The sequence below is a fragment of the Sphingobium xanthum genome (assembly GCF_019737615.1).
Lineage (GTDB): Bacteria > Pseudomonadota > Alphaproteobacteria > Sphingomonadales > Sphingomonadaceae > Sphingobium > Sphingobium xanthum.
The window spans coordinates 51,572-75,125 of sequence record NZ_JAHKKS010000005.1; the positions used below are offsets into that span (position 1 = coordinate 51,572).

Here is a 23,554-nt window from a genome sequence, read left to right on the forward strand (position 1 = left end):
CGGGCACCTTACTCGCCGCTGATTGGTCCCGGCTCGTTCGCGACGATCGCGAGCACGCGCGTCCAGGCCTCGACATTCTGCTCCAGCTCGGCGGGATCGACCTTGTCGAGCGTGTCGTCCGGCGTGTGATGCAGGTCGAAATATTTCGTGCCGTCCTGCCCCAGATCGACCACCGCGAGCTTCTGCGCGGCGATGATCGCGCCAACGTCCGCGCCGCCATTTGCGACCCCCGGCAGCGTCACGATGCCCATCTCGGCCAGTGACGCGGAAATGCGATCGCCCAGCGGCTTGTTCGCTGCCGAGAGCTTGATCCGCGTCGCCCAGACACGCCCCGCGCCGAAATCGCTTTCCATGGCCAGCGCATGCGGCTCGGCCGCGTGCTTGGCAGCATAGGCTGCGCCGCCGAATACGCCGATCTCCTCCGAGCCGGCCCAGAGCACGCGGATGGACCGCAGCGCCTTGCCCTTCTTCTGCACGCGCAGCGCCGCATCGGTGACGATCGCGCAGCCCGCCGCATCGTCGATCGCGCCGGTGCCGAGATCCCAACTGTCGAGATGGCAGGCCACGAGGATCGGCGGCAGCGCGGGATCGCGGCCGACCAGTTCGGCCACGACATTGCCCGAGGGCAGATTGTCCTTCGTCTCGCCGGTCAGCGTCAACGCCAGCCGCATGGGTTTGCCCTGCGCAGCAATGCGGGCGATCTGGTCGGCATCGGGATTGGAGACCGCACCAGCCGGAATCGGCGTGACGGTCGCCGGCCAGCTGGTGGCGCCGGTGTGCGGATTGCGGTGCCCGTCCGTGCCGATCGAGCGGATCACGATGCCGATCGCACCCTTCTGCGCCGCCAGCGCCGGCCCCTGCCGCCGCGCCGCGCCATAAGGGCCGTAACCGCTGCCGTCCTGATTGGCTTTCATCGCATGGTCGATGAAGGCGATCTTGCCCACCAGCGATCCTGCCGGCGCCGCCTGCAACGCGGCGAAGGTCGCGAAATAGACCAGTTCGCCCTCGATGCCCTGCGCCGGCGTTGCCCCGCTATAGCCGAGCGCGCTCACCGCGAGCGGCTGCGGATAGGGCGCGGTCAGGCGCGCCCGGTCCTCGCCGCGCACATAGCCGCGGATCGTGAACGGCTCGATCGCGATATTGGCGAAGCCGAGCGCCTTCAGCTTCGCCCGCGCCCATTCGCGGGCGCGCGCCTCGGCCTCGGAACCCGCGAGCCGCGGCCCGATCTCGGTCGTCAGGCCCGAGACGATCTGCCAGGCTGTCGTATCGGTCTGGCCGATCGCGGCGGTGGCGGGAATCAGGGCGGAGAGCGCAAGCGCGCGAAGCAGCATGGTCATGCCGATCTGTTAGCAAGCGCAGCATGAGATGCCAAATGGGATTGAGGCGCGACCCCACCCTCGGTAAAGCCCCCTCCCGATGCGCGTGGACCTCTTCGATTTCGATCTGCCGCCCGAGCGGATCGCCCTTCGACCGGCCAGCCCGCGCGATGCCGCCCGCATGCTCGTGGTCGATGGCAGTGGCATGCGCGACCTCAAAGTGCGAGATCTCCCCGGACTGCTGCGCGCCGGCGACTGCCTCGTCTTCAACGACACCCGCGTCATTCCCGCCCAGCTCGAGGGGCGGCGCGGCGAAGCAAAGATCGGCGTCACGCTGCACAAGCGCCTCGGCCCGCGCGACTGGCAAGTGTTCGTCCGCAATGCCAAGCGCGTGCGCCCCGGCGATCTGATCGACTTCGCCGCAGACGTGCAGGCCCGCGCCGGCGAGCGGTACGAGGATGGCGGCATGACGCTCTCCTTCCTCGGAGAGGAGCCGCTGGAGCTGCTGCTTGAGCGCGCGGGCCGCATGCCCCTGCCCCCCTATATCGCCAGCAAGCGCGAGACCGACGCGCGCGACCACGACGACTATCAGACGATGTTCGCCGACGAGCCGGGCGCCGTTGCCGCGCCGACCGCCGCGCTGCACTTCACGCCCGATCTGCTCGCCGCGCTGGAACAGGCCGGCATTCGGCACGCCCTGCTCACCCTGCATGTCGGCGCGGGCACCTTCCTGCCGGTCAAGGCGGACGACACGCTGGACCATCGCATGCATGCCGAATGGGGCCGTATCGAGCCGGAAACCGCAGATCGCCTGAACACCATTCGCGCCGCCGGCGGTCGTCTCATCGCGGTCGGCACGACCAGCCTGCGCCTGCTCGAAAGCGCGACCGGCGAAGACGGCATCATCCGGCCTTTCGCCGACGAGACGCGCATCTTCATCACGCCCGGCTATCGCTTCCGTGCGGTCGATGGCCTCATGACCAACTTCCACCTGCCCCGCTCGACGCTCTTCATGCTCGTCAGTGCCTTGATGGGCACCGAGCGCATGCAGGCCGCCTATGCGCACGCGATTGCCGGGGGCTATCGGTTTTACAGCTATGGGGATTCTTCGCTGCTCCTGCCGGAACGCTGATATTCCTAAACGATCGCGACCGGTCTCACCTCCACTGATCGCCCCCGCGCGAGCCAGCGTCGCGCAATGGCCTGCGCCGGTTGCTCGACCACCCGGAAGACCAGGAACGCCAGCGCCGCCATCAACAGCGTGATCAGGATCAACGCCATGACATAAAAGCCGGTCGGCTGCGCACGCGGCAGCAGGCTAATCAGCGCGACCCCGATATTCTGGTGCAGGAGATATAGCGAATAGCTGCAAGCGCCGATCAGCGTCACCGCCGGATGCGCCAGCGGCGCGAGCCAGTGCGGCCGCCAGACCAGCGCCATGAACCCGGCGATCATCAGGGCGACGAGCGCGGCTGGAACGATGCCATGCGACGCGACCGACCAGATCGACAGGCCCGCGAATAATATGGTCGCGGGAATCGCGTCGGCCTCGCGATAGCCGCTCCACAGTGCATGAACGATCATGCCGATGCAGAAGAACGGCAGATGATCGGGGAAGAACAGCAACAGCGCCGGCATATGCAGCGGGCCATTGTCGAACGCGGGATAGAGCGCGATGGCGATCAGCGCGCCGGTCAGGAAAATTCGCAGAAAGCGTTCCCGCCCGAACAGGAAGAAGATCAGGCCGGCCCAGAAATAAAAGCGTATCTCGACGAACAGCGACCAATAGGCCCCGTCGATATAGGCCACGCCCGGCACAAGCCATTGCCAGAGCCACGGATCGGTGAAGCTGAGCGACGGCAGGAAGGACGCAAGGCCGGTGCGATAGGTCCGCGTGAACGGCGTGTCGATCCACCACAGGACGAGAAAGGTCAGCGTTGCGCAGAGCAGCATCGCCGGCAACAGGCGGGCGATCCGCCGCACCGCGAACTCGAAGGGCGAGCGGGAATAGTTGAGCGTGAGCGCGATCACGAAGCCCGAGATGATGAAGAACAGATAGACCCCGAGCCAGCCATGCTGCGCCACGAGGAGCAGACCGTCGCCATAGGGATAGTCCGCGGGATAGCGCTGGAGATAATGGAAGAGCAGCACGGCCAGCATCGCAACCGCGCGCAGGCCGTCCAGTTCCGCAAGCCGCGGGCGCGTCTGGCCGGTCTCCGGCGCCTTTCCTTTACTGTCTGCCCGCAAGGAACCCCCTGCCCCGGAAATAACGGAGCGGCAGTGGCGGGGTCAATCGACGCGCAACGCCTCTGGCATCGCCGATGTCCGAAGACGGGACGGTCCGCTGCGAGCTACAGCAGGCCGAGCTTGCCCAGTTCCGACGCCATCGCGCCCGGCAGAATGTCGCCCTGCCCGTCGCCGCCCAAATCCGCCGGTGCGTCCGCTTCAGCCAGATAGCGCCATCCCTGATGCGCGCGCTTCGGGCGCGGGATCACGGCGATGAGCGTCGGCGCGAGGCGGATCCAGTGCTTGCCGTCCGGCCGCTCGGCGAAACCGAGGATCGGGCTGCGGCCGATCAGCTGGCCCGCGAAAATCCAGTAGAGCGAGCCGCCGACCATCTCCTCGTGCCGCTTGGGCAGATAGCGCGTGGTCAGCCGCGCCTCGCCGTCACCGGCATGGCTCTCCAGCCAGGCGCGGAGCGTCTCCGGGCTTTCCGACTGGAACGCGATCTTGGTCATGTGGAGCGGCATGGCGGGCATGTAGGCGTTGAAGAGGCCGACAGCAAATGCGTCAGGAGCGCCGTCGCCGAAATGGCCAGTCCGTCACGCCACTTGCCCAGAACGCCCACCAGATGATGACCGGCTGCAAGGCAAGACGCGGCCCGTGATACCACCAGCTCAGATGCACGCCGCGCAGAGGTATGTCGTTCAGCGCGTGGTTGAGGTTCGCCGGCCAGACGCAGAGCGCATAGAGCGCGAGGCCGATGCCCGCTGCCCGCCGCAGCCTTGGGATCATGAGGCCCGCCGTCCCCGCAATCTCCGCCAGCCCGGTGAGCGCGACGACCTGTGCCGGCCACGGAACCCAGCCGGGCGTGATCGCGATGAAGCCGGCGGGCGAGCGCAGATGAGCGATCCCGGCCGCGAGATAGGCCAGCGCGAGCAACCAGCGCGCAATACGCCGCGCCGGCGTTTGGCGCTCAGCCACCCATGCCCGCCAAGGTCGCGAGACCGAGGAAGGCGAAGAAGCCCATCGAGTCCGTAATCATCGTCACGAACACCGAAGAGGCAACCGCCGGATCGATGTTGAACCGGTCGAACATCAGAGGCACGGCAACGCCCGCAAAGCCCGCCGTGCAGATGTTGGTTAGCATCGCCGCCGCGATTACGCCGCCGAGTTGCGCATTCTGAAAGACCAGAGCGACGCCGATGCCGAGAACGAGCGCCACGGTCGCGCCATTGAGCAGCGCCACGCGGATCTCGCGCAGGATCGTGCGCCAGGTGTTGGAAGCGGTGATCTGGTTGGTCGCAAGCGCGCGCACCGTCACCGCCATGGTCTGGCTGCCGGCATTGCCACCCACGCCCGCGACGATCGGCATGAGCGTCGCCAGCGCGACCATCTTCTCGATCGTCCCTTCGAAGATCGCGATCACCGTGGAGGCGAGCAAAGCCGTCAGCAGGTTCGAGAGCAGCCAGCGCACGCGCGTCTTGTAGCTGTCGAGCACCGGCTCGTTGATGTCGCCGTCGCCGGCACCGGACAGGCGCAATATATCCTCGCCCGCCTCTTCCTGGATGATGTGGACGATGTCGTCGACGGTGATCATGCCGACCAGCCGCCCGCCGGGATCGACCACGGCGGCCGAGATCAACGCATATTTCTGGAAGCGCAGCGCCACTTCTTCCTGGTCCATATCGACCGGGATCAGGGTCTGCTCGCGCTTCATGACATCGGTCATTGCGATATCGCGCGGGCAGCGCAGCACCCAGCTGAGCTGGCAGGTGCCGATCGGCTTGTGCGTCGCGTCGACAACGAAGATTTCCCAGAAATCGGACGTAAGATCGCCCGTGTCGCGCAGATAGTCGATCGTCTGGCCGACCGTCCAATGCTCTGGCACGGCGACCAGATCGCGCTGCATCAGGCGGCCGGCGGTCTCCTCGCCATAGGACAGCGCGGTCTCGATCGCGGCGCGATCTTCCGGTTCCATCGCGTCGAGGACGGCCTGCTGGTCCTCCTCGTCGAGATCCTCGATGATCGCGACGGCATCGTCTGTGTCGAGCTCGGCGGCCAGCTCGGCGAGCTGCTCGGGCTCCAGCGCCTCGACGACCGTGTCGCGCACATAATCGTTGAGCTCGGACAGCACCTCGGCGCCGACCAGATCGCCAAGCGCCTCGGCGACTTCGGCGCGGCGCTCGTCCGGCGTCAGCTCCAGAAGGTCGGCGATGTCGGCGGGATGGAGCGGCTCGACCAGTGCGCGCGCGCCATCGTCGTCGCCCGCCTCGACCGCGTCAAGCACGGCCGTGACGAAGCCGGGCTTCAGCCTATCATCCTCGTCGAGATTGGTTTCGGGCGCCGGAGCTTCCGGCGCGAGCGCGCGCTCGGCGTTTACCGGGTCGTGCTGTTCGAGATCGGACGGGGGAATGCGTTCAGCCATCGCTGGTCTCCATTCCCATCATCGCCGATCATCGTCATGCTTCCCCTTTTGCGCATGCGAAATGCAAAGGCAAGGACGCGATGATGCTTTGCGGACAAGCCCGGCACGAAGCCTTAAAGCTTGCCCGCTATGCGCCGGATCGCGGCGCATGCCAAAGGGAGCGACATGACGATGCGGAACAGCCGGGCGAAGGATCGATCAACAGCGACGGAGCGGCTGGTGTTCCTTGCGATCTGCATCGCGACCCTGCTGTTCGCGGTCATCACGCCGCCTTTCCAGTCGCCCGACGAGAACCAGCATTACATGAAGGCGCTGCACCTCGCGCGCGGCCATGTGCTGGCCGAGCAGCGCGGGCGCGATGTCGGCGCGGAGCTGCCGCGCGACGCACTCGACCTTTATGACCGCGATTTCCCGGCAGAGGAGCCGGGCGTGCCCAAGCGCTTCGATCCCGCCATGCTCGGCCCCTCCTGGCGTGCCGACACCGGCCGGCCCGGCACGGGCTTCGGCCTCTTTCCGAACATCGCCAATTATGCGCCCACGATGTACGCCCCGCAGGCGCTCGGCATTGCGCTCGGCGAATGGTCCGGCCTGCCGCGCCTTGGCGGCTTCTACCTTGGCCGTCTGGTCAATCTCTCGCTCTCGCTGCTCCTGCTGGCGCTCGCGATGCGCCTGATGCCGTTCGGACGGATCGCCCTGCTCGCCATCGCCGCGCTGCCCACCTTCTCGCATCAGATCGGCTCCAATTCGCCGGACGCGATCATCAACGGCCTCGGCTTCGTCGCGCTCGCCCTCGCTTTGCGCTTCGGACAGGGCACCGCGCGGCGGGGCGGCACCGCTGCGATCATGATCGTGACACCGCTGCTCGCGCTCGCCAAGGGCGTCTATCTGCCGCTGATGGCCGCGGGCCTGCGCTGGCCAACCGATCGACGCGACCGCCGTCCGTGGATCCTGATCGGCGCGATGGCGCTCGGCACGGTCGCCTTCGTCCTCTGGATGAAGGCCAATGGCGGCACGCAGGCGCTCTACTCCATCACCTCGCGCAAGACCGGCGAGTCGGTGATGACCGCGCCGCTGGCCGATCAGCTCGGCGTCATCCTGGGCGATCCGGTCGGCTATACCCGCATCCTCATCTCGAGCATGATCGAGCGCGGTCCCGTCTATGCGCTGCAAATCGTCGGCCGCTTCGGCTGGAACACGATCCTGCTTCCGCTGCTTGCCTATCCGCTTGCCGCCCTGATGCTCGGTGCGGCGATCCTGTCCGGAGCGGACGCGCGCTTCGGCTTGCTCCAGCGCCTCTGGTGGCTGGCCGTGGCGGCAGGCTGCGCCGTGCTGGTCGAAACTGCCTGCTATCTCATCGGCACGCCTTATGGGGCCGACTATATCCAGGGCGTGCAGGGCCGCTATTTCCTGCCGGCCTTGCCGCTGGTCCTGCTCGCGCTCATGCCGGCCGGCGCCGTCCCGCATGCCGAGAAGATGTTCAAGTGGAGCGCCCTGCTGCTGCTCGCCATCGGCCTCGTGACCGCGCTCGACAGCTTCTGGATCCACGGCTTCACCTCCGTCGACGGCATGCCGCCGCACAGCAGCCTCATTCGCGCGCTCTTCCTGCCTTCGCCGCGCTGGTGAGGGCAGCAGGAGCGCGGGCAATCCCCGGCCATATCGCCTCGCCCACCATTGACGCCCCGCCCCGCAATCCCTAGGTCGCCCGCACCCCGATATTTCAGGAAAGGTGCCGACTATGGCCGACGAGACCCTTACCTTCACGCTCGACAGCGGCGGCGACGTCGTGATTCAGCTCCGTCCCGATCTGGCGCCCGGCCATGTCGAGCGCATCGCCACGCTCGCCAGGCAGGGTTTCTATGATGGCGTGGTGTTCCACCGCGTGATCCCCGGCTTCATGGCGCAGGGCGGCGATCCGACCGGCACCGGCATGGGCGGCTCTGAGCTTCCGGACCTCGAGGCCGAGTTCAACGACGAGCCGCATGTGCGCGGCGTCTGCTCGATGGCGCGCAGCCAGCGTCCGGACAGCGCGAACAGCCAGTTCTTCATCTGCTTCGACGATGCGACCTTCCTCGATCGCCAGTACACCGCATGGGGCGTGGTCACCTCGGGCATGGAACATGTCGATGCGCTGCCCAAGGGCGAGCCGCCCGCGAAGCCCGGCAAGATCCTCAAGGCGACGGTGAGCTGAGCATTTAATCAGCCGTATGACGGAACCTCATCAACAAATGAAGTTTCGCTAAAGTAAAACTGAACGCTCTGTTAATGACCCTGTCGTGTCATCGAAATGACACAGCAGGGTCTTTCCATTTTTCCGCCACAATTTATTCGGGAACGGTTCAGGCGCCGAACGCATTTTTGGACACGTGATCGACACCGTCTTTCACATTGCCGGGTTCAGCCCGTGATTGTCTCAACAATAAGGTTCAGTGTCATGAAATCCTATAGCCTCACCGCTCTCGCCCTTGCGCTTACTGCCGGCGTTTCCGCGCCCGCCCTGGCCCAGGACGGCGGATCCTCCAGCGGGCTCGAGCCCTATGTCGGCGTGATGGGCGGTCTCCACGATTTCGACAACGACCAGTATAACGGCAGCCCGCCGAGCGGCTATCGCGGCTGGGTCGTCGAGGGTGTTGCCGGCGCGAACTACGACTTCGGCAAGTTCTTCGTCGGTGCGGAGGGCAGCGTTGCCAAGGGCGTCGATAAGGATATCGACTGGGAATATGGCGCCGCTGGCCGCTTTGGCGTGAAGGCCGGCAAGGACAGCCTGTTCTTCGCCAAGGTCGGCTATCAGTGGACGCAGTTCGCCGATTCTGCCCGCCCCGCCGTCTCGACCAATCGTCACTATGACGGCACGACTTATGGCTTCGGCACCGAAGTCTCGCTGGCGGATCTCGGCGGCTCGTCCGACAAGAGCAATATCCGCCTGCGCGCCCAGGTCGATACGCGCGGCGACTTCCACAGCTTCCGCCCGATGGCGGGTATCGTCGCAAAGTTCTGATCCCGATCTTCCTCACGGGACCAGTCAGGACGGCCGGGGCGACACCGCTCCGGCCGTTTTCATGTCTCTTATTAGCCCCTCCCCTTCAGGGGAGGGGAAGGGGGTGGGGGCGATGCGCAGCATCGCTCGCGTAGCGATCATCCTGCAAGGTTCAACCCCACCCCAACCCCTCCCCTGAAGGGGAGGGGCTTTGGATAATTCTCACTCGCAAAGCCCCTGCGCCCGCGCGACCATACCGCCCAGGCCCCGGCACTTGGGCTTCTTCCCGCCATGCTGCCCCGACTGCCCCGCGCTTTCCTCGTCATCCTCGCTCATGCTGCTCATATCGCCCATGTCCGGCCCGCCGATCATGAACATGGTGTTGGAGCGGAAGCGCACGCGCGTCGTCCAGTCGGGCTTCCAGGCGATCTTGGGATCGGCCGGGCGCGGCGGATTGGCGAAATGCTGCTCGGGGCCATAAGCATAAAGGCTGCCCATCATGATCTCGCCGCCGGCCTTCTTGACCTCGGCCGGGATTTGGCAGCTTGTCTGCGTGGGCGGCATAACCGTCTTGGCGCCGATCAGCTTCTGCACCGCGGCCGGCGAGAGCCAGTCCCACAGCGGCCCGCCAAAGGCCTGCGTCGCCGAAGAGGCCCACCAGACCATTTCGGTCGGCTGACCACGCCCGCCCATGTCCTTGGCCGAGAACGCCCAGGCATAATAGCCGGTCGCGCTCGGCAGCCGGTTCCAGTTGAGCATGATCGATCCGCCCGCCTGCTCTGCCGAACGCGCGCTCAGTGGAGGCATGAAGTCCTGGTTGAGATTGAAATTGATCTCCGGCGCATAGCTGCTGGTGATCTTGTGCGCGCCGATCAGCGAGCTGCCCGGGCTCACGCTCTTCCGGTCCTTCGAATTGGGCCAGTCCGCATAGGTCTTGCTGTTGGTCGGCTTGATGTCCCAGTCGCCCGGCAGGCTGATCGGCTGCTGATAAAGGCCCGGCGGGATCTGCCCCTTCGCCACCTTGGCGAAGTCGATCACGATCGGCTGACCCTTGGGCGCATTGGCGCCACAGCCCCAATAGATGAGCAGTCGCCCCTTGGGGAGTTCGCCTTGCTGCGGTGTGTCCGGCGCGCCCTTGCCCGGCGTGTAGGTCAGTTCCACCGATTTGCCGAGCCGCGCGCCAGCCGGCATGAAATGCTCGGCCTTCGGCGCGCCAGTCGGCTCGCGCGTCGATCCGATGCGCAGGATCATCTCATGATTGGCGCCGCCACCGCCGCCCGTCATCGCCATCGCCGCACTCATGCCGCCGCCCGCCATCCCGGCCATGCCGGACATGGTGCCGGCATCGATCGTGTAGCGCGCGATCGGCGGCAATACCTGCTGCTGCTGCTGCGTCGATGCCGGCGCGGCCAGCGCGACGAGTGCAAGAACGGAAACGGGCCGCGCGAAACGGCGAACAAAAGGACCGGTCATGTAGCTCTCTCCTCCCGGGAACGCCGGCGGCTCAGCCTGCGTGATACCGATGTGCATATGAGAGCATCCCGCCCGGAGATTGGACGAAATCGCCATGACGCTGATTTGCAAGGCAGAAGATTTGCGTCGATGCACGAGCGGCCACAATCGCCGTGACGTCATCGCAGCATGAGCTGCGATCTCATCGGAAATTGGCCGCCATCTCATTCCAAAAGGATCATTGAGGGACAGACTGCGGCGATGCTGGCTGAATGGCGATACAACCTCATCCGATCACGAACGTTGGTCCTTCCCTTCCGGGCAAGGCGGCGCGGCGGGTGCGCGCTATGTCGCGCATCGACAGAGACTAGTCTCGTGAGGAGAGCATCATGGCCGTCAATCCCGTTCGCATCACCCTCGTGCCCAAGGGCGCCGACGCCGATACGGCGGCGGCACGGCAATTCGTGGTCGATCTGAAGCTCGACACGGAGAAGGGATCGAGCACCGGCCCCTTCCCCGCCTTCGGCCGCATCGGCGACTTCCGCAAGCCCGAGACCCTGATCCCGTTCACCCTGATGATGGACGGCCGCCTCGACACCGGCACCTATGCGACCGACGCCCAGCGCCAGTCCAAGCTCGACATCCGCAACGCCCCGCTCTCCGAAGGCGCCGAGATCGCGCTGATCGACGGCGACAGGAGCGAGACCTTCGTGGTGCAGACGATCGCCAACCTGCTGGACTGAGCGCCGCCCTAAATTCCTCCCCAAGCTCGCTTGGGGAGGGGGACCGCCCGCAGGGTGGTGGAGGGGAAATGGAGCGAGCTTTCCGCCTTCGGCGGCCCCTCCACCAGCTTCGCTGGTCCCCCTCCCAATCTACGATGGGGAGGATTTGCGGCATCCCACACCAACTTCCCGCTGTCCTACAGCCGCCCCGGCATGCAAACTTACCGCCACGGCCCAAATCGAGCCCGCGCTCTTTGACCCAGTAAAATCCCTCTTAAATCAACCGCTTCCGCTCAACCTGCGGCAGACTTTTCGCGTGTCACCATGACTCACACGCGCGAAGTTAGGGAAGATAAGCCCGCAAACCCGCAGAAATACGTGGGTCGCCGCCAAAGCCGCCCTCCCAAACTGCGCGCAGTCATGACAATGAGGCGGTCAATCCGCCCGAAAGCGACGCCTCAACCGCTGTTTCGCAGCGCTGTGGCAATCGCATTGATCGACAGCTGGATGCCCTCGCTGATTCGCGGATCGCCCTCGCCTGCCCGGTGACGCTTGAGCAGCTCGACCTGCAGCAGGTTCAACGGCTCGATATAGGGCAGGCGCAGGCGGATCGAGGCATCGAGCGTCGGATTGGTGGCGAGCAGATAGGGCTGCTCCGTCGCGGTCAGCAGCATGTCGTGCGCGAGGTCCCAGCCCTCGCGGATGCGCTTGAAGATCGCGTCGCCGACGGTTTTGTCCTCGACCAGAGGCAGATAATGGCTGGCGATCTCAAGATCCGACTTGGCGAGGACCATTTCCATGTTCGCCATGCTGGCGCGGAAGAAGGGCCAGCCCTGCGCCATGTCCCTGAGCAGGGCGTCGTCGCCGAACTCCTTGAGCGCCTGTCCGACGCCGTACCAGCCGGGCAGCATCACGCGCGCCTGCGCCCAGGAGAAGACCCACGGAATCGCCCGCAAATCCTCGATGCGGTTGCTCTTGGTGCGGCTGGCCGGGCGCGAGCCGATCTTGAGACCGCTGATCTCCTGGATCGGCGTCATCTCGCGGAAGAACTCGCGAAAGCCCGGCGTCTCGTAGACGAGATCGCGATACGCCTTGAACGCCAGGGTCGAGATCTTCGTCATCGCAGCAGTGAAGCGCTCATTGTCGCTGGCCGGGAGGCGCTCGGGCTCGAGGCTGGCCAATAGTGCCGCGCTGGTCACGGCCTCCAGATTGATCCGTGCGCTTTCCGGCGTGCCATATTTGGCGGCGATGACCTCGCCCTGCTCGGTGATGCGGATGCGGCCCTGCACCGTGCCCGGCGGCTGCGCCTGGATCGCCTGGAAGGACGAGCCGCCGCCACGACCGACAGCGCCGCCGCGGCCATGGAAGAGCTGCATCGCGACGCCCGCCTGCTCGAACACCGGCGCGAGCGCGAGGCTGGCTTCGTACAGGCCCCAGGTCGACGTGAGATAGCCGCCGTCCTTGTTCGAGTCCGAATAGCCGATCATCACTTCCTGATGACCGCGTGCCCGCACCACAGCGCCAATCTCGGGCAGGCCGAAATAGTCAGCCATGACACCCGGCGCATTCTCAAGGTCGGCAATGGTCTCGAAGAGCGGCACGGCCATGATCGGCGCGATGGGCGGATCGCCATTCTCCGCCGCCTTCCAGAGGCCCGCTTCCTTGAGCAGGATGTTGACCTCCAGCATGTCCGACACGCTCTCGGCTTTGGAGATCAGATAATGCGTGATCGAGGCCGGGCCGTACATGCGATGCGCCTCGGCGGCTGCCTCGACGATCGCCATCTCGGTCGCGGTCTCCTCGCTATACTGGGCGAAGCGCGAGCCAAGCGGGCGGTTGTTCGCCAGTTCGCGGCGTAGCAACGTGACGCGCGCCTCCTCATCGAGCGCCAGATAGTCCGGCTCGACGCCGGCGACCTTCAGCAGCTCGGCCACTACCCGCTCGTGGATCGCGCTGTTCTGCCGCATGTCGAGCGTGGCGAGATGGAAGCCGAACAGCTCGACAGCGCGGATCAGCCGACCGAGGCCCCCGCCCGAGGAGAGCACGCCATTGCCTTCCATGGCGAGGCCACGGCCCAGTGTCGCCAAGTCCGAGCGCAGTTCGGCCGCGCTGCCATAGGGCTTGCCCTTGAGCCGCGCCGCGCGTGGCGCAGCCTGCCCGGTCAGCGCCTCGTAATTGGCGGCAACGCGCGCATAGATGCCGGAAATGGCACGACGATAAGGCTCGTCGCGGCGGCTCGGCGCATCGTCCCCGCTCGCCGCGGCAAGATCCTTGACCGAGGCCGGCACCGCCGCCAGCTCGCTCGAAATCGAGAGCTGCGCGCCCAGCTCGTGCAGCGCCTCCATGTAGAAGCGCAGCGTCGATCCGCTCGCCCGGTTGAGCGCGAGACGGAGCTGGTCCGCCTGCACGAAGGGGTTGCCGTCGCGGTCCCCGCCGATCCAGGTGCCGAGCTTGAGGAAGCCCGGGATGCGCTGGCCGACGACACGGTCCCAGCGCGCATAGAGGCCGGGCAGCACCGGCATGAAGATATCGCGGAAATAGGAGAGCGCGTTGTCGATCTCGTCGCGCACGAACAGGCGCTCGCGGCGCAGCGGCCTGGTCTGCCAGAGCAAGGCGATCTGGCGGCTGATCGCCTCGTCGATCGGCTCGCCCTGCGCAGTCTCGACGGCCCCCGTGTCGCGCAGCGCCATCAGCTCGGAGATGACGTTGCGGTGGTCGATCATGGACTTGCGCCGCACTTCGGTCGGGTGCGCCGTCAGCACCGGCACGACCAGCGCCTTTTCCAGCAGCTTGACGATGTCGGCGGGCTTGATGCCGTCCTTCCCGAGCTTCGCCACGGCGCTCGCCACATCGGCGCCCGGCTCGGCCGCGACGCCCTGCCGATCCTCGGCGAGATTGGCCAGCATCGAGAACAGCATGAAGCCGCGCACGAAGGCGAGCGTGTCGTCCAGGGTCAGCGCATCGAGGCCGGTATCCACCCCTTCCGCCGGCGCGACGCCCCGCGCCCGATCGACGGAGGCGGCACGGATATACTCGGTCTGCTTGAACAGCCGCTCGCCGCCATAAATGCGGATGACGTCGCCCAGCAGCCTGCCGAGATAGCGGATGTCGGGGTTTTGCGTGATCGGTGGACGGGCTTGCGGCATGGTTCCCATGCTGCAGTGCAACGTAGGCCCGGTCAAGCATTCATCGCGGGCCGACAGGGCTTTTCATGGATGCAGCGCCACCTGTCCGGCGCTACCGAAACCCTACGTCAGGCGTGTTCGAGCGTACACTGGAGCGGGTGCTGGTTCTGCCGGGCATAATCCATCACCTGATTGACCTTGGTCTCGGCGACTTCGTAACTGAACACGCCGCACACGCCGACCCCGCGCTGATGCACATGCAGCATGACGCGGGTCGCCTGCTCGATATCCATGCGGAAGAAACGCTGCAGGACATCGACGACGAACTCCATCGGCGTATAGTCGTCGTTGAGCATCAAGACTTTGTAAGGTGTCGGTTTCTTGGTGCGCGTGCGGGTGCGCGTGGCGATACCGAGGCCAGGCCCGCCCGGACCTTCCTCATCTTGTCGCCCGGCCATGCGCGGCCTCTGGGTCACTGCGCCCGTGATTGTCATAGCCCAAAAATAGGGCATGGGCGTGCCAAGTTGCAAGGGCCGAGCATCCGATAACCATAAAAAAGAGGCGGCCCGCACGTGCGGGCCACCCCGTTTCTCGTTTCCGTGCGCAGTCGCGATCAGGCGGCCAGCGACTTCATCTTCTCGGTGACGACCGAGACGCGATTGCTGATCGGCGTGCTGATGTCGCTCGCGAGCTTCAGGAAGGCTTCGCTGCTCTTCGACGCTTCCGAGGCGAAGCTGTCGAGAGTCGCGCTCAGCAGGTCGCTCTGGAGCTGGAAGAATTCGGCCGGGGTCTTGACGGCGGCGAAGCTCTTCATCGTCGAACTGGTCTTCTCGAACGACTTGCGGCTGAACTCGGCGGCTTCCTGGCTCAGCGCTTCGACGCCCTTGGCTGCGATCTTCGAGGACTCGACAACGGCTTCAAGATTGCCCTTGGTCAGCTCACCCAGCTCCTCGAAAGCCTTCGAGGACTTTTCGAGGGCGACCTTGGCCTTGTCGTTCGCCTCGACGAACGCGCTCTGAATGCGGGTCTTGGCTTCTTCGGCGTAGGTCTTCGCGGTTTCCAGCACATCGGTCATGATAATCTTGCCTTTCGTGTTGATTGCGGCGGCAACGGGAGGGAGATCGTCCGCCAATGCGGGGATTGAAATTTCGGGTTCAGGAGCGACCGGCATCGCTGCAACCGGCCATTCAACCGGAATTGCTTCTGCAACCGCCGGCTCCACGACCCCCACCGGCTCGGCGGCATGGGTCGGTTCGATCACAGCAACCGGTTCCGGCGCCACGACGGATTCAACCGCAACGGGTTCAACCGCAACGGGTTTGGTCTTGACGACCCGTTTCGGCTCGGCCGGCATGGTCGCCACAGCCGCTTTCGCAGCAACGGGCGCGCTTTTGGCTCCCGACTTCCGCGATCTGGACTTGGGCGGCGTGGCCAATAGAGCCTCCTGAATCATTTGCTGCATTGCAACATAAGCCGTTTTGGGCCGTATGGCAAGTGAAAATGATGCAGTGCAACAAACGTGCTGCAAAATGCGTATTGCGCTTATGAAAGGCACGGCAATGCGCGCCCCGCGATACCCCCACGTCACCCAAACGCGCGAAATTACGACTCGTTCCCCCACCCTTCAGCGCATGCGCACATAACGCCCCGGCGCATCCTCAATGGCGTCGCGCTTGCCATTGCCCGGCAGGCGTCCGCCGGTTGCGGGCACCTCGGAGGGCGCCTGATCGGCGAGCCAGGCGATCCAATCCGGCCACCAGCTTCCCTTCGTTTCTTGCGCGGCTTCCCGGAAGGACGCAAAATCGGACTGAAGCGTCGGGCTTGTCCAATATTGATATTTGCGCGCGGCCGGAGGATTGACGACCCCGGCGATATGGCCAGAGCCCGCGAGCAGGAACCGCTTCGGCCCTGCGAAATGCTCCATCAGCTTCCATACGCTGCACGCGGGCGCGATATGGTCCTCGACGCCGGCCTGGATGTAGCTCGGCGTCGTCACGCAACTCAGATTGATCGGCGTGCCATCGACGACGAGACCGCCCGGCTTCGCCAGACGGTTGTCGCGATAGAAATCCGTCAGATAGCTGTGATGCCATTTCGCTGGCAGATTGGTCGTATCGCCATTCCAGTAGAGCAGATCGAACTGGGGATAATCCTTCCCCAGCAGATAGTTGTTCACGACGTAGTTCCAGATGAGGTCCTGCCCGCGCAGCAGATTGAAGGTCGCCGCGAGATAGCGCCCGTCCAGAAAGCCATCCGTCGCGAGACTATCGACCATCGCAATTTGTTCGTCATCCACGAACAGCCGCAAGTCGCCGGCCTCGGCGAAATCCACCTGTGCCGTGAAGAAGGTCGCACTGGCGACCTTTTCGGCCTCGCTCCGCGACGTCAGCAGCGCGAGAGTCGCCGCCAGCACGGTGCCCGCGACACAATAGCCGATCGCATGGACGCTCGGCACGTCGAGCAGATCGCGCACGACGTCGATGGCATCGATCTGGCCGCGAAGCACATAATCGTCGAGCCCGACATCGCTCATGGAGGCGTCGGCCGACTTCCAACTCACCATGAACACGGTGATCCCCTGATCCACCGCCCATTTCACGAAGCTCTTCTCCGGGTTGAGATCGAGAATGTAGAAGCGATTGATCCACGGCGGGAAGATGATGAGCGGTGTCTCGAACACGGTCTCGGTCGTCGGCGAGTACTGGATGAGCTGGTAAAGGGCGGTCTCGTGGACCACCTTGCCCGGCGTTGTCGCGATGTTGCGGCCAAGCTCGAAGGCTGAGCCGTCCGTGTGCGTGAGTTGCCCCTTGTCGAGATCGGAGAGCATATGCTCCAGACCGGTGAGCAGGTTCTCGCCATGGGTCTCGATCGTCTTCTCGATCACCAGCGGATTTGTGAATGGGAAGTTCGCGGGACTCGCCGCCTCCACAAAGCGCTGCGTCACGAAGCGGAGCTTGCCCTTCTCGTGCGGATCGAGTCCATCGACGCTGTCGGCCAGCTCCAGCAGATATTCCGAAGCCAACAAGTAGATCTGGCGGATGAGATCGAAGACCGGATTGTCCCGCCACCGGGGATCGGAGAAGCGCCGGTCGAATTCGGCCGGGGACGAGGCGGCATCGGCATCGGCAGTCTTGGCGCGGAGCAGGAACTCCTCCCAGATCGCCATGCCGCGGCTCGCCATCTTGGACTGGATGTCCGCGATCTTCTCAAGGTTGGGATGCGCTTCCAGAGCCTTGAACTTGAGCGCGCGCTCCGTAAGGTCCGCGCTGCGCTCCAGGATCATCTGCTGCGCGAGGCCGATGACGTGAGTCCAGTGCTGCATCTCGGTGAGGCTGGGCGCATCCATCACATCCTGGTCCATCACGGGCCTCTTTCCGGTTTTGGTGGCACGGGAATCACGTGCGGGCTATATGGCTTGCAGTCTGGCGTCCGAAACGTGTCGAGCGCAAGGCTGGTTTCAAACGAAAAGGAGATCGACTTCACAATGTCCGACGAGTTCTACCGCATCAAGCGACTGCCGCCATATGTCATCGCCGAAGTGAATGCGATGCGGGCCGCGGCGCGTGCGGGCGGCGAGGACATCATCGATCTCGGCATGGGCAATCCCGATCTGCCGCCCCCCCAGCACGTCATCGACAAGCTGGTGGAAGTGGCGCAGAAGCCCAGCGCGCACGGCTATTCGCAGTCCAAGGGCATTCCCGGTCTTCGCAAGGCGCAGGCCAATTATTATGCCCGCCGCTTCGGCGTCGAGCTCGATCCCGAGACCGAGGTCGTCGTGACCATGGGCTCCAAGGAAGGTCTCGCCAGCCTCGCCACCGCGATCACCGCGCCGGGCGACGTCGTGCTGGCCCCCAATCCCAGCTACCCCATTCACATGTTCGGCTTCATCATCGCCGGCGCGACCATCCGCTCCGTACCGACCACGCCGGACGAGAATTACTGGCGCGCACTCGACCGCGCAATGGCCTTCACCGTGCCGCGTCCGAGCGTGCTGGTCGTCGGCTATCCGAGCAACCCGACGGCAGAGACGGTCGATCTCGCCTTTTACGAGCGGCTCGTCGCCTGGGCGAAGGAGAACAAGGTCTGGGTGCTCTCCGACCTCGCTTATTCCGAGCTTTATTATGACGGCAACCCGACACCCTCGATCCTGCAGGTGCCGGGCGCCAAGGACGTGGCCGTCGAGTTCACCTCGCTCAGCAAGACCTATTCGATGGCCGGCTGGCGCATCGGCTTCGCGGTCGGCAACCAGAAGCTGATTTCGGCCCTGACGCGGGTGAAGTCCTATCTGGACTATGGCGCGTTTACGCCGATCCAGGCGGCTGCCTGCGCCGCGCTCAACGGCCCGCAGGATATTGTCCAGCAGAACCGCGAGCTTTATCACAAGCGCCGGGATGTGCTGGTCGAAAGTTTCGCCCGCGCGGGCTGGGACATTCCTGCGCCCAAGGCATCCATGTTCGCTTGGGCCCCGCTCCCGCCGGCGCTCAAGGAAATGGGCAGCCTCGAATTCTCCAAGCAATTGCTCACTCATGCCAAGGTCGCGGTTGCGCCGGGCGTCGGCTATGGCGAGGACGGCGAAGGCTTCGTCCGCATCGCCATGGTCGAAAACGAGCAGCGGCTCCGGCAGGCGGCGCGCAACGTGAAGCGTTATCTCACCTCCATGGGCGTGAACGTGCCGGTGACGAAGGGCGCTGCGTGAACCCGCTGAGCGGGCTGGGCTCTCCGGAAGTCAGCCTCGTCGCCCATACGATCCAGCTCGCACTTGCGCCGGTGTTCCTGCTCGCAGGCATCGGCGCTTTCCTCAACGTGTGCGTCGGCCGCCTTGCGCGGGTGGTCGATCGCGCGCGCTTCGTCGAGAAGGCATTGCCACTCTCGACGGGTGCAGAGCATGACCGGCTGGTCGGCGAGATCCGGATCCTCGACAAGCGCATCTCGGTGGTCAACGCGGCCATCTTCCTGACCGTGGTCGCGGCGGTGCTGACCTGCCTCGTCGTGATCCTGCTGTTCCTCTCGAACCTCATCTCGGCGAATCTGGGCACGGTGATCGCGCTGCTCTTCATCGCCTCGATGGTCTCGATGGCACTCGGCTTCGCGATCTTCATCGTCGAGACGCGACTCGGCTCACGGGCGATCCATGTCCGCAACGAGATCCTCTACCATCAGGCCGAGGACGAGAAGCGCGTCCATTGAGCGCTGTGCCGGCCAACTGCGCGCCGCGTTTACCAATTAACTTGTCCCTAACCCTGTGTCCCATTGGGAAACGGCCAAAAATAGCGGCTTGCGCGGCCTGTTAAGAGTCTCTTAGTCATGACGCATGACGACGACCGCACAGCGCAAGATGATCCGGATCGGCCTCGTTCTGACAGGCCTGCTGATCGCCGCCCTGCTCGCCCTGAGCCTCGCGCCGATGGGCATTGCCCGCGCGGACACGGCGCCGCGCCTCGAAGTCGATCTCGGCATGCCGCTCCAGGCTCCGCAGGCCGGCGAGGCGGTCGTCACGCACTCGACGCCCAAGCCCGCTGCCGCGCCCAGGCCGCAACCCGCGCTCGCCAGCGACGCCATGACGCTCAAGCGCGTGCTCGTGGTCGATGGCCCGTTCCGCCACGGCGATTATGTCTGGGACGAGGAAGGCGTGCCGCAGGGCGAAGTGATCATCACGGTCGATATCAAGGCCCAGACGATCGCCGTCTTCCGCGCCGGCTACCAGATCGGTGCCGCCGTGATCCTCTATGGCGCGGACGATTATCCGACGCCGACCGGCACGTTCCCGATCACGCAGAAGAAGGTGCATCACATCTCGAACATCTACAATGCGCCGATGCCCTATATGATGCGCCTGACCAATGACGGCGTGGCTATCCATGCCAGCGAAGTCGCCTGGGGCAATGCGACGCATGGCTGCATTGGCGTCCCCCTCGCCTTCGCCAAGCTGATCTTCGCGCAGGCCAAGCTCGGCACGAAGGTGATCGTCACCAATGGCAAGATGATGGCCGTGCCGCAGGGCGCGCAGCTCGATCAGGCCGGCCTACAGCGCAACTGATCCGTCGGCTCAGGCCGCCCGCAATTCGGTCAACAATCCGCTCATCCGCGCGCGCAGCTCTTCCGCGCGATCGCCGAGTTGCTGGGCAACGACGGCCGCGCTGGTGGCGATGACGCCATTGGTGGTGGCGACCTCGGTCAGGGCCTGACTGCGCTGATCGGTATCGACAGCCTTGGCCAGCACCGCCTCGGCACTACCTGCAATGGCGACCGTCGCGGTGGCCTGCTGCGAGACGGCATCGAAAATGGCGGCGCTGCTCGCCTTGATCTCGTCGACATGGGATGTCGAGGTCGTGATCAGCACACTGAAATCCTCTGCCGCGCGGACGATGGCGGCGAGCTTGAGGGCGATGTCGTTCGCGGCGCGTCCGGTCGCGCTCGCCATCTGCTTCATCTCGCCCGCGACCACGCCGAAGCCGCGCCCGGCCTCGCCGCTGCGCGCGGCCTCGATCGTGGCGTTGAGCGCGAGCAGGTTGCTCTGGCTGGCAATCTCGCTGACCATGGCGAGGATATCGCGCGCCGTGTCCACTTCGCGCGTCAGCTTGAGGATGCCGGGTTCGAGGCTGGAGATGGACTGCGCCGTCGCGGAGGCGATCCGCTGGGCCGCCTGGGCATTGTCACCGACCGTGCGGATCGAGACGCTGAGCTCGTCCGAATTGCGCGCCACGCCTTCAATCGAGCTGACCGCGCTGGCCGACGAGGCGCTGAGGCCATTGGCCTGCTCCATCAGCGCGCTGGAGACGGCCGCGATGTCCCGCGCCTGCTGCCCGACATTGTCCGCAATAGCGAGAAGCTCGGCGACCAGCGTTCCCACGCTTTCCTCGATGCGATCCGCCGCGACGCGGCGCCGGCCATCATTGCTTTCCTGCAATGCGGCTTCGGCGGCGAGGCGATCACTATGTTCCTGCTCGGCACGGGCCTCTGCGGCACGGCTCTGCGACAGCGCCCGCTCGGCATTGCGGCGCGCGACATCCGCCTCGTTCAGCGCATCCTCGGCATTGGCGCGAGCCGCATCGGCATCGGCGCGCGCGGTGAGATTGGTGAGGGTCAGATGCGCGATCAGCCGAACAGCGAAGATCATGATCGCGACGGCACTCGACACCAGGAAGCCATGAAGCAACACGCGGGCGATGCTGCCGGAACCGGGAAACACCCACTCGGGCAGCAACAGATAGAATGCGAGGTGATGCACGACCGCCAGCCCCGCGCCGACGAAGAGCGGCTTCATGTCGCACATCAGGATCATCATGGAGAAGCACACGAAGAAGTACATGTGCAGGTCCATCTGCCAGGGGTCGCCGCGAAACAGATAGACGAAGAGAACGGGGCACAGCGTGAGCGCAATGCCGGACGCAAGTCGCGCCTGAGCATCGATGCGGCCCTTGTACCAGCACCAGGTGGGAACGGCGACAACCATCAGCGCGAGCAGCAACGTCAGGCCGCCATCCGTGCCCTCGATCATCATATCGACCGGAACGATCAGGAGCACATTGGCCCACAGAAAGGCGGTGATTGCCCGCATGCCCGCCCGTCGGAGCGGTTCGAGTGCCTCATCCTTCGTCATCTGGCAGATGCCTTTCCGCATCCCGCGGCCATGCCGCTTATCAACAGACCGCCGTGGCGCGCGGCCGCACTCCAAAGCGCGGCGCGGGACCCCGTCACGACGAGCGAATGCTTGCCCGGTCCGACGGCAATCAGACGGGCATCCCGCGCACTTGCCCAGCGGGCAATCTCGTCCGGATCTTCCCCGCTCAGCGAGACGATCAGGATCGAGCCGCGCGCCGGCGGGGCCAGCGTCACGACCACCAGCACGAGGCAGGCGATGGCGCACTGAATCATCAGGACACGGCTGGTCCGACTGCGGCGTGGGAACGCGGTCATACCTATCTTCATAGCTAAATACGGTAAAGGATCGGCTAACCCGCAAATTGGAAATTGCGGTGTGAGGGTAAACAAAGCGCTAAGCCTGCGGTGAACCGAGCCTCGCAAGGCAGCCTGCGCTGTCTTCCCAAACCGCCCCCCTCTCCCCTAAGGCTCCCGGCATGTCCGAGCCTTTCCGCCTCGTCCCCCCCGCGCCGGCCTATCTCGCCTCCTATCGGGCCGCACTCGAAGAAGGCTGGTCGCCGGACAATGTGCTGGGCAACATCGCGACCCATCGCGAACTCGACCGGATCGATCGCGATCCGTTGGCATTCCTGATGTCGCTCGACGATCCGCAGGGCAAGGGCGCGCCCGTCCTCATGAAGGACGGAACGACCCGGACCCGCCTGCCCGGCTATCGCCGCTGGATGTGGGATGGCGAATTTTGTGGGAGCATCGGCTTTCGCTGGCAGCGAGGCACGAGCGAGATGCCCGAATATTGCCCGGGCCACATCGGTTTCGGCGTCGTACCCTGGAAGCGCGGCAATGGATATGCGGCGAAGGCGGTGCTGGCGCTGTTGCCGGACGCAAGGCTGCGCGGCCTTTCCCACATCTATATCACGGCCAACCAGGACAATGTCGCCTCGAGGCGGACGATCGAAAGCTGCGGCGGCGTACTCGTAGATCAGTTCGATATCGATGCTGGAGACGGCGGCGCGCCGGCCGCACGCTACCGAATTGCGCTCTAGCATCGGCATTGTTCGTGTGCGGGAAGAAACCAGCTTTCCGTCAGTCGATCAGATTCAATAGCTTAGCTAGATAACTTCTCCATGTTCGCGCGTGTGCGCCATGGTGAATCCGCAAAAGTCCGCGCGCGGCCGCAAGCGACCTTGAAAATCGATGACAATGTTTGACGATGAGAAGCAGCCGGTGCCGGACGTCGCGGGAAAGAGCGGGCGTCTCAGGTGAAAGCTGCCATGGCTGCATGGATGTAGGAAAGCGCTGATTTGGGCGCGCACCACACAGGCGGCAGACCCCGTCGAAATCACGCCGCAAATGAGAGGGGCCGCCGGAGCGGTGAAGCTCCGAGCGGCCCATCAGCATGGTCAGCGGCCGGAAGTGCCGCCACCCGGGGATTTACGCCGCGTTCTGGCTCCTAGGAGCTTCGCGCGACCCGCCGCCAATGCCTTAGCGGCAGGCTCCCCGAACGGACTTGACCGACCCCATTGCTGAACCATGAGACATCGGATCACCTCCTTTCGCTAAGTTGAAAACTGCTTCGTCGGGTTGGGCTGAAAGCCTGTGTCCCTTCGACGCCCTAGATGTGAATCATCCCGCGTTTACGAACAAGTCTTGTATTTATTTTTTTTCGAATCATACTCATGCGCTCCGGCCAAAAAGCCGGGAACCCAGCCGAAAAG

Annotated in this window: 21 protein-coding genes; 9 read left to right on the forward strand and 12 right to left on the reverse strand. The window is 64.9% G+C overall.

The window, feature by feature from the left end; all coding sequences use genetic code 11:
- Nucleotides 1-8: 8 nt before the first annotated feature.
- Complete coding sequence (locus KM135_RS10100) at nt 9-1,337, reverse strand: M20/M25/M40 family metallo-hydrolase (protein WP_221713887.1); 1,329 nt, start codon at nt 1,335-1,337, stop codon at nt 9-11.
- A gap of 79 nt (nt 1,338-1,416) precedes the next feature.
- Here KM135_RS10100 and queA point away from each other — a divergent pair, with 79 nt between their 5' ends.
- A complete protein-coding gene (queA, locus tag KM135_RS10105) occupies nt 1,417-2,448 on the forward strand; it encodes a tRNA preQ1(34) S-adenosylmethionine ribosyltransferase-isomerase QueA (RefSeq protein ID WP_221713888.1) in 1,032 nt (343 codons plus the stop codon).
- A 5-nt stretch (nt 2,449-2,453) separates the two neighbouring features.
- Here queA and KM135_RS10110 read toward each other — a convergent pair whose 3' ends face one another.
- The 4 genes from KM135_RS10110 to mgtE form a co-directional block, all read right to left on the reverse strand.
- Nucleotides 2,454-3,563 carry an acyltransferase family protein gene (locus KM135_RS10110; RefSeq protein WP_221713889.1) on the reverse strand — a complete coding sequence of 370 codons (1,110 nt, stop codon included), beginning with the start codon at nt 3,561-3,563 and terminating at the stop codon, nt 2,454-2,456.
- Nucleotides 3,564-3,667: 104 nt separating this feature from the next.
- A complete protein-coding gene (locus KM135_RS10115; protein WP_221713890.1) occupies nt 3,668-4,066 on the reverse strand; it encodes a DUF1489 family protein in 399 nt (132 codons plus the stop codon).
- Between the two features lie 40 nt (nt 4,067-4,106).
- Nucleotides 4,107-4,520: a DoxX family protein gene (locus KM135_RS10120; protein WP_343228172.1), complete on the reverse strand. Its 414-nt coding sequence runs from the start codon at nt 4,518-4,520 to the stop codon at nt 4,107-4,109.
- The gene (mgtE, locus tag KM135_RS10125) at nt 4,513-5,964 is read right to left on the reverse strand and encodes a magnesium transporter (RefSeq protein WP_221713891.1); all 1,452 of its coding nucleotides are present in this window, start codon (nt 5,962-5,964) and stop codon (nt 4,513-4,515) included. The genes KM135_RS10120 and mgtE overlap by 8 nt, the downstream gene beginning before the upstream one ends.
- A gap of 165 nt (nt 5,965-6,129) precedes the next feature.
- On the opposite strand from mgtE, the gene KM135_RS10130 reads away from it, so the two are divergent.
- The 3 genes from KM135_RS10130 (at nt 6,130) to KM135_RS10140 (ending at nt 8,959) form a co-directional block, all read left to right on the forward strand.
- Nucleotides 6,130-7,587 (forward strand): DUF2142 domain-containing protein, encoded by a 1,458-nt coding sequence (locus tag KM135_RS10130; RefSeq protein ID WP_246605912.1) that lies wholly within the window; start codon nt 6,130-6,132, stop codon nt 7,585-7,587.
- 112 nt (nt 7,588-7,699) lie between these two features.
- Nucleotides 7,700-8,152: a peptidylprolyl isomerase gene (locus tag KM135_RS10135; protein WP_221713892.1), complete on the forward strand. Its 453-nt coding sequence runs from the start codon at nt 7,700-7,702 to the stop codon at nt 8,150-8,152.
- 243 nt (nt 8,153-8,395) lie between these two features.
- Nucleotides 8,396-8,959 (forward strand): outer membrane beta-barrel protein, encoded by a 564-nt coding sequence (locus KM135_RS10140; protein WP_221713893.1) that lies wholly within the window; start codon nt 8,396-8,398, stop codon nt 8,957-8,959.
- A 201-nt stretch (nt 8,960-9,160) separates the two neighbouring features.
- On the opposite strand, the gene KM135_RS10145 is transcribed toward KM135_RS10140, so the two are convergent.
- Nucleotides 9,161-10,411 (reverse strand): hypothetical protein, encoded by a 1,251-nt coding sequence (locus KM135_RS10145; protein WP_221713894.1) that lies wholly within the window; start codon nt 10,409-10,411, stop codon nt 9,161-9,163.
- A 368-nt stretch (nt 10,412-10,779) separates the two neighbouring features.
- Here KM135_RS10145 and KM135_RS10150 point away from each other — a divergent pair, with 368 nt between their 5' ends.
- Complete coding sequence (locus tag KM135_RS10150; RefSeq protein ID WP_221713895.1) at nt 10,780-11,133, forward strand: hypothetical protein; 354 nt, start codon at nt 10,780-10,782, stop codon at nt 11,131-11,133.
- Nucleotides 11,134-11,570: 437 nt separating this feature from the next.
- Here the strand turns inward: KM135_RS10150 and ppc are convergent, their stop codons facing one another.
- The 4 genes from ppc to KM135_RS10170 form a co-directional block, all read right to left on the reverse strand.
- The gene (gene ppc / locus KM135_RS10155; RefSeq protein WP_425517027.1) at nt 11,571-14,258 is read right to left on the reverse strand and encodes a phosphoenolpyruvate carboxylase; all 2,688 of its coding nucleotides are present in this window, start codon (nt 14,256-14,258) and stop codon (nt 11,571-11,573) included.
- Nucleotides 14,259-14,365: 107 nt separating this feature from the next.
- Nucleotides 14,366-14,695 (reverse strand): ATP-dependent Clp protease adapter ClpS, encoded by a 330-nt coding sequence (gene clpS, locus KM135_RS10160; protein ID WP_246605954.1) that lies wholly within the window; start codon nt 14,693-14,695, stop codon nt 14,366-14,368.
- Nucleotides 14,696-14,850: 155 nt separating this feature from the next.
- Nucleotides 14,851-15,672 (reverse strand): phasin family protein, encoded by an 822-nt coding sequence (locus KM135_RS10165; protein WP_246605915.1) that lies wholly within the window; start codon nt 15,670-15,672, stop codon nt 14,851-14,853.
- Between the two features lie 189 nt (nt 15,673-15,861).
- The gene (locus tag KM135_RS10170) at nt 15,862-17,598 is read right to left on the reverse strand and encodes a PHA/PHB synthase family protein (RefSeq protein WP_221713898.1); all 1,737 of its coding nucleotides are present in this window, start codon (nt 17,596-17,598) and stop codon (nt 15,862-15,864) included.
- Nucleotides 17,599-17,721: 123 nt separating this feature from the next.
- Here KM135_RS10170 and KM135_RS10175 point away from each other — a divergent pair, with 123 nt between their 5' ends.
- The 3 genes from KM135_RS10175 to KM135_RS10185 all read left to right on the forward strand — a co-directional run bounded on the left by KM135_RS10175 (nt 17,722) and on the right by KM135_RS10185 (nt 20,274).
- Entirely contained in the window at nt 17,722-18,933 is a 1,212-nt protein-coding gene (locus KM135_RS10175; protein ID WP_221713899.1) for an LL-diaminopimelate aminotransferase, read from the forward strand.
- Nucleotides 18,930-19,424, forward strand: a complete 495-nt coding sequence (locus KM135_RS10180; RefSeq protein ID WP_425517028.1) for a DUF2721 domain-containing protein — start codon at nt 18,930-18,932, stop codon at nt 19,422-19,424. The genes KM135_RS10175 and KM135_RS10180 overlap by 4 nt, the downstream gene beginning before the upstream one ends.
- A 217-nt stretch (nt 19,425-19,641) precedes the next feature.
- Nucleotides 19,642-20,274: a L,D-transpeptidase family protein gene (locus KM135_RS10185; protein WP_425517033.1), complete on the forward strand. Its 633-nt coding sequence runs from the start codon at nt 19,642-19,644 to the stop codon at nt 20,272-20,274.
- Between the two features lie 9 nt (nt 20,275-20,283).
- On the opposite strand, the gene KM135_RS10190 is transcribed toward KM135_RS10185, so the two are convergent.
- A complete protein-coding gene (locus tag KM135_RS10190) occupies nt 20,284-21,837 on the reverse strand; it encodes a methyl-accepting chemotaxis protein (RefSeq protein WP_221713901.1) in 1,554 nt (517 codons plus the stop codon).
- The gene (locus KM135_RS10195) at nt 21,834-22,112 is read right to left on the reverse strand and encodes a hypothetical protein (RefSeq protein WP_221713902.1); all 279 of its coding nucleotides are present in this window, start codon (nt 22,110-22,112) and stop codon (nt 21,834-21,836) included. Before KM135_RS10195 ends, KM135_RS10190 begins: the two co-directional genes overlap by 4 nt.
- Nucleotides 22,113-22,315: 203 nt before the next feature.
- On the opposite strand from KM135_RS10195, the gene KM135_RS10200 reads away from it, so the two are divergent.
- On the forward strand, nt 22,316-22,882 hold the full coding sequence (locus KM135_RS10200) for a GNAT family N-acetyltransferase (protein WP_221713903.1): 567 nt from the start codon (nt 22,316-22,318) through the stop codon (nt 22,880-22,882).
- Nucleotides 22,883-23,554 lie beyond the last annotated feature (672 nt).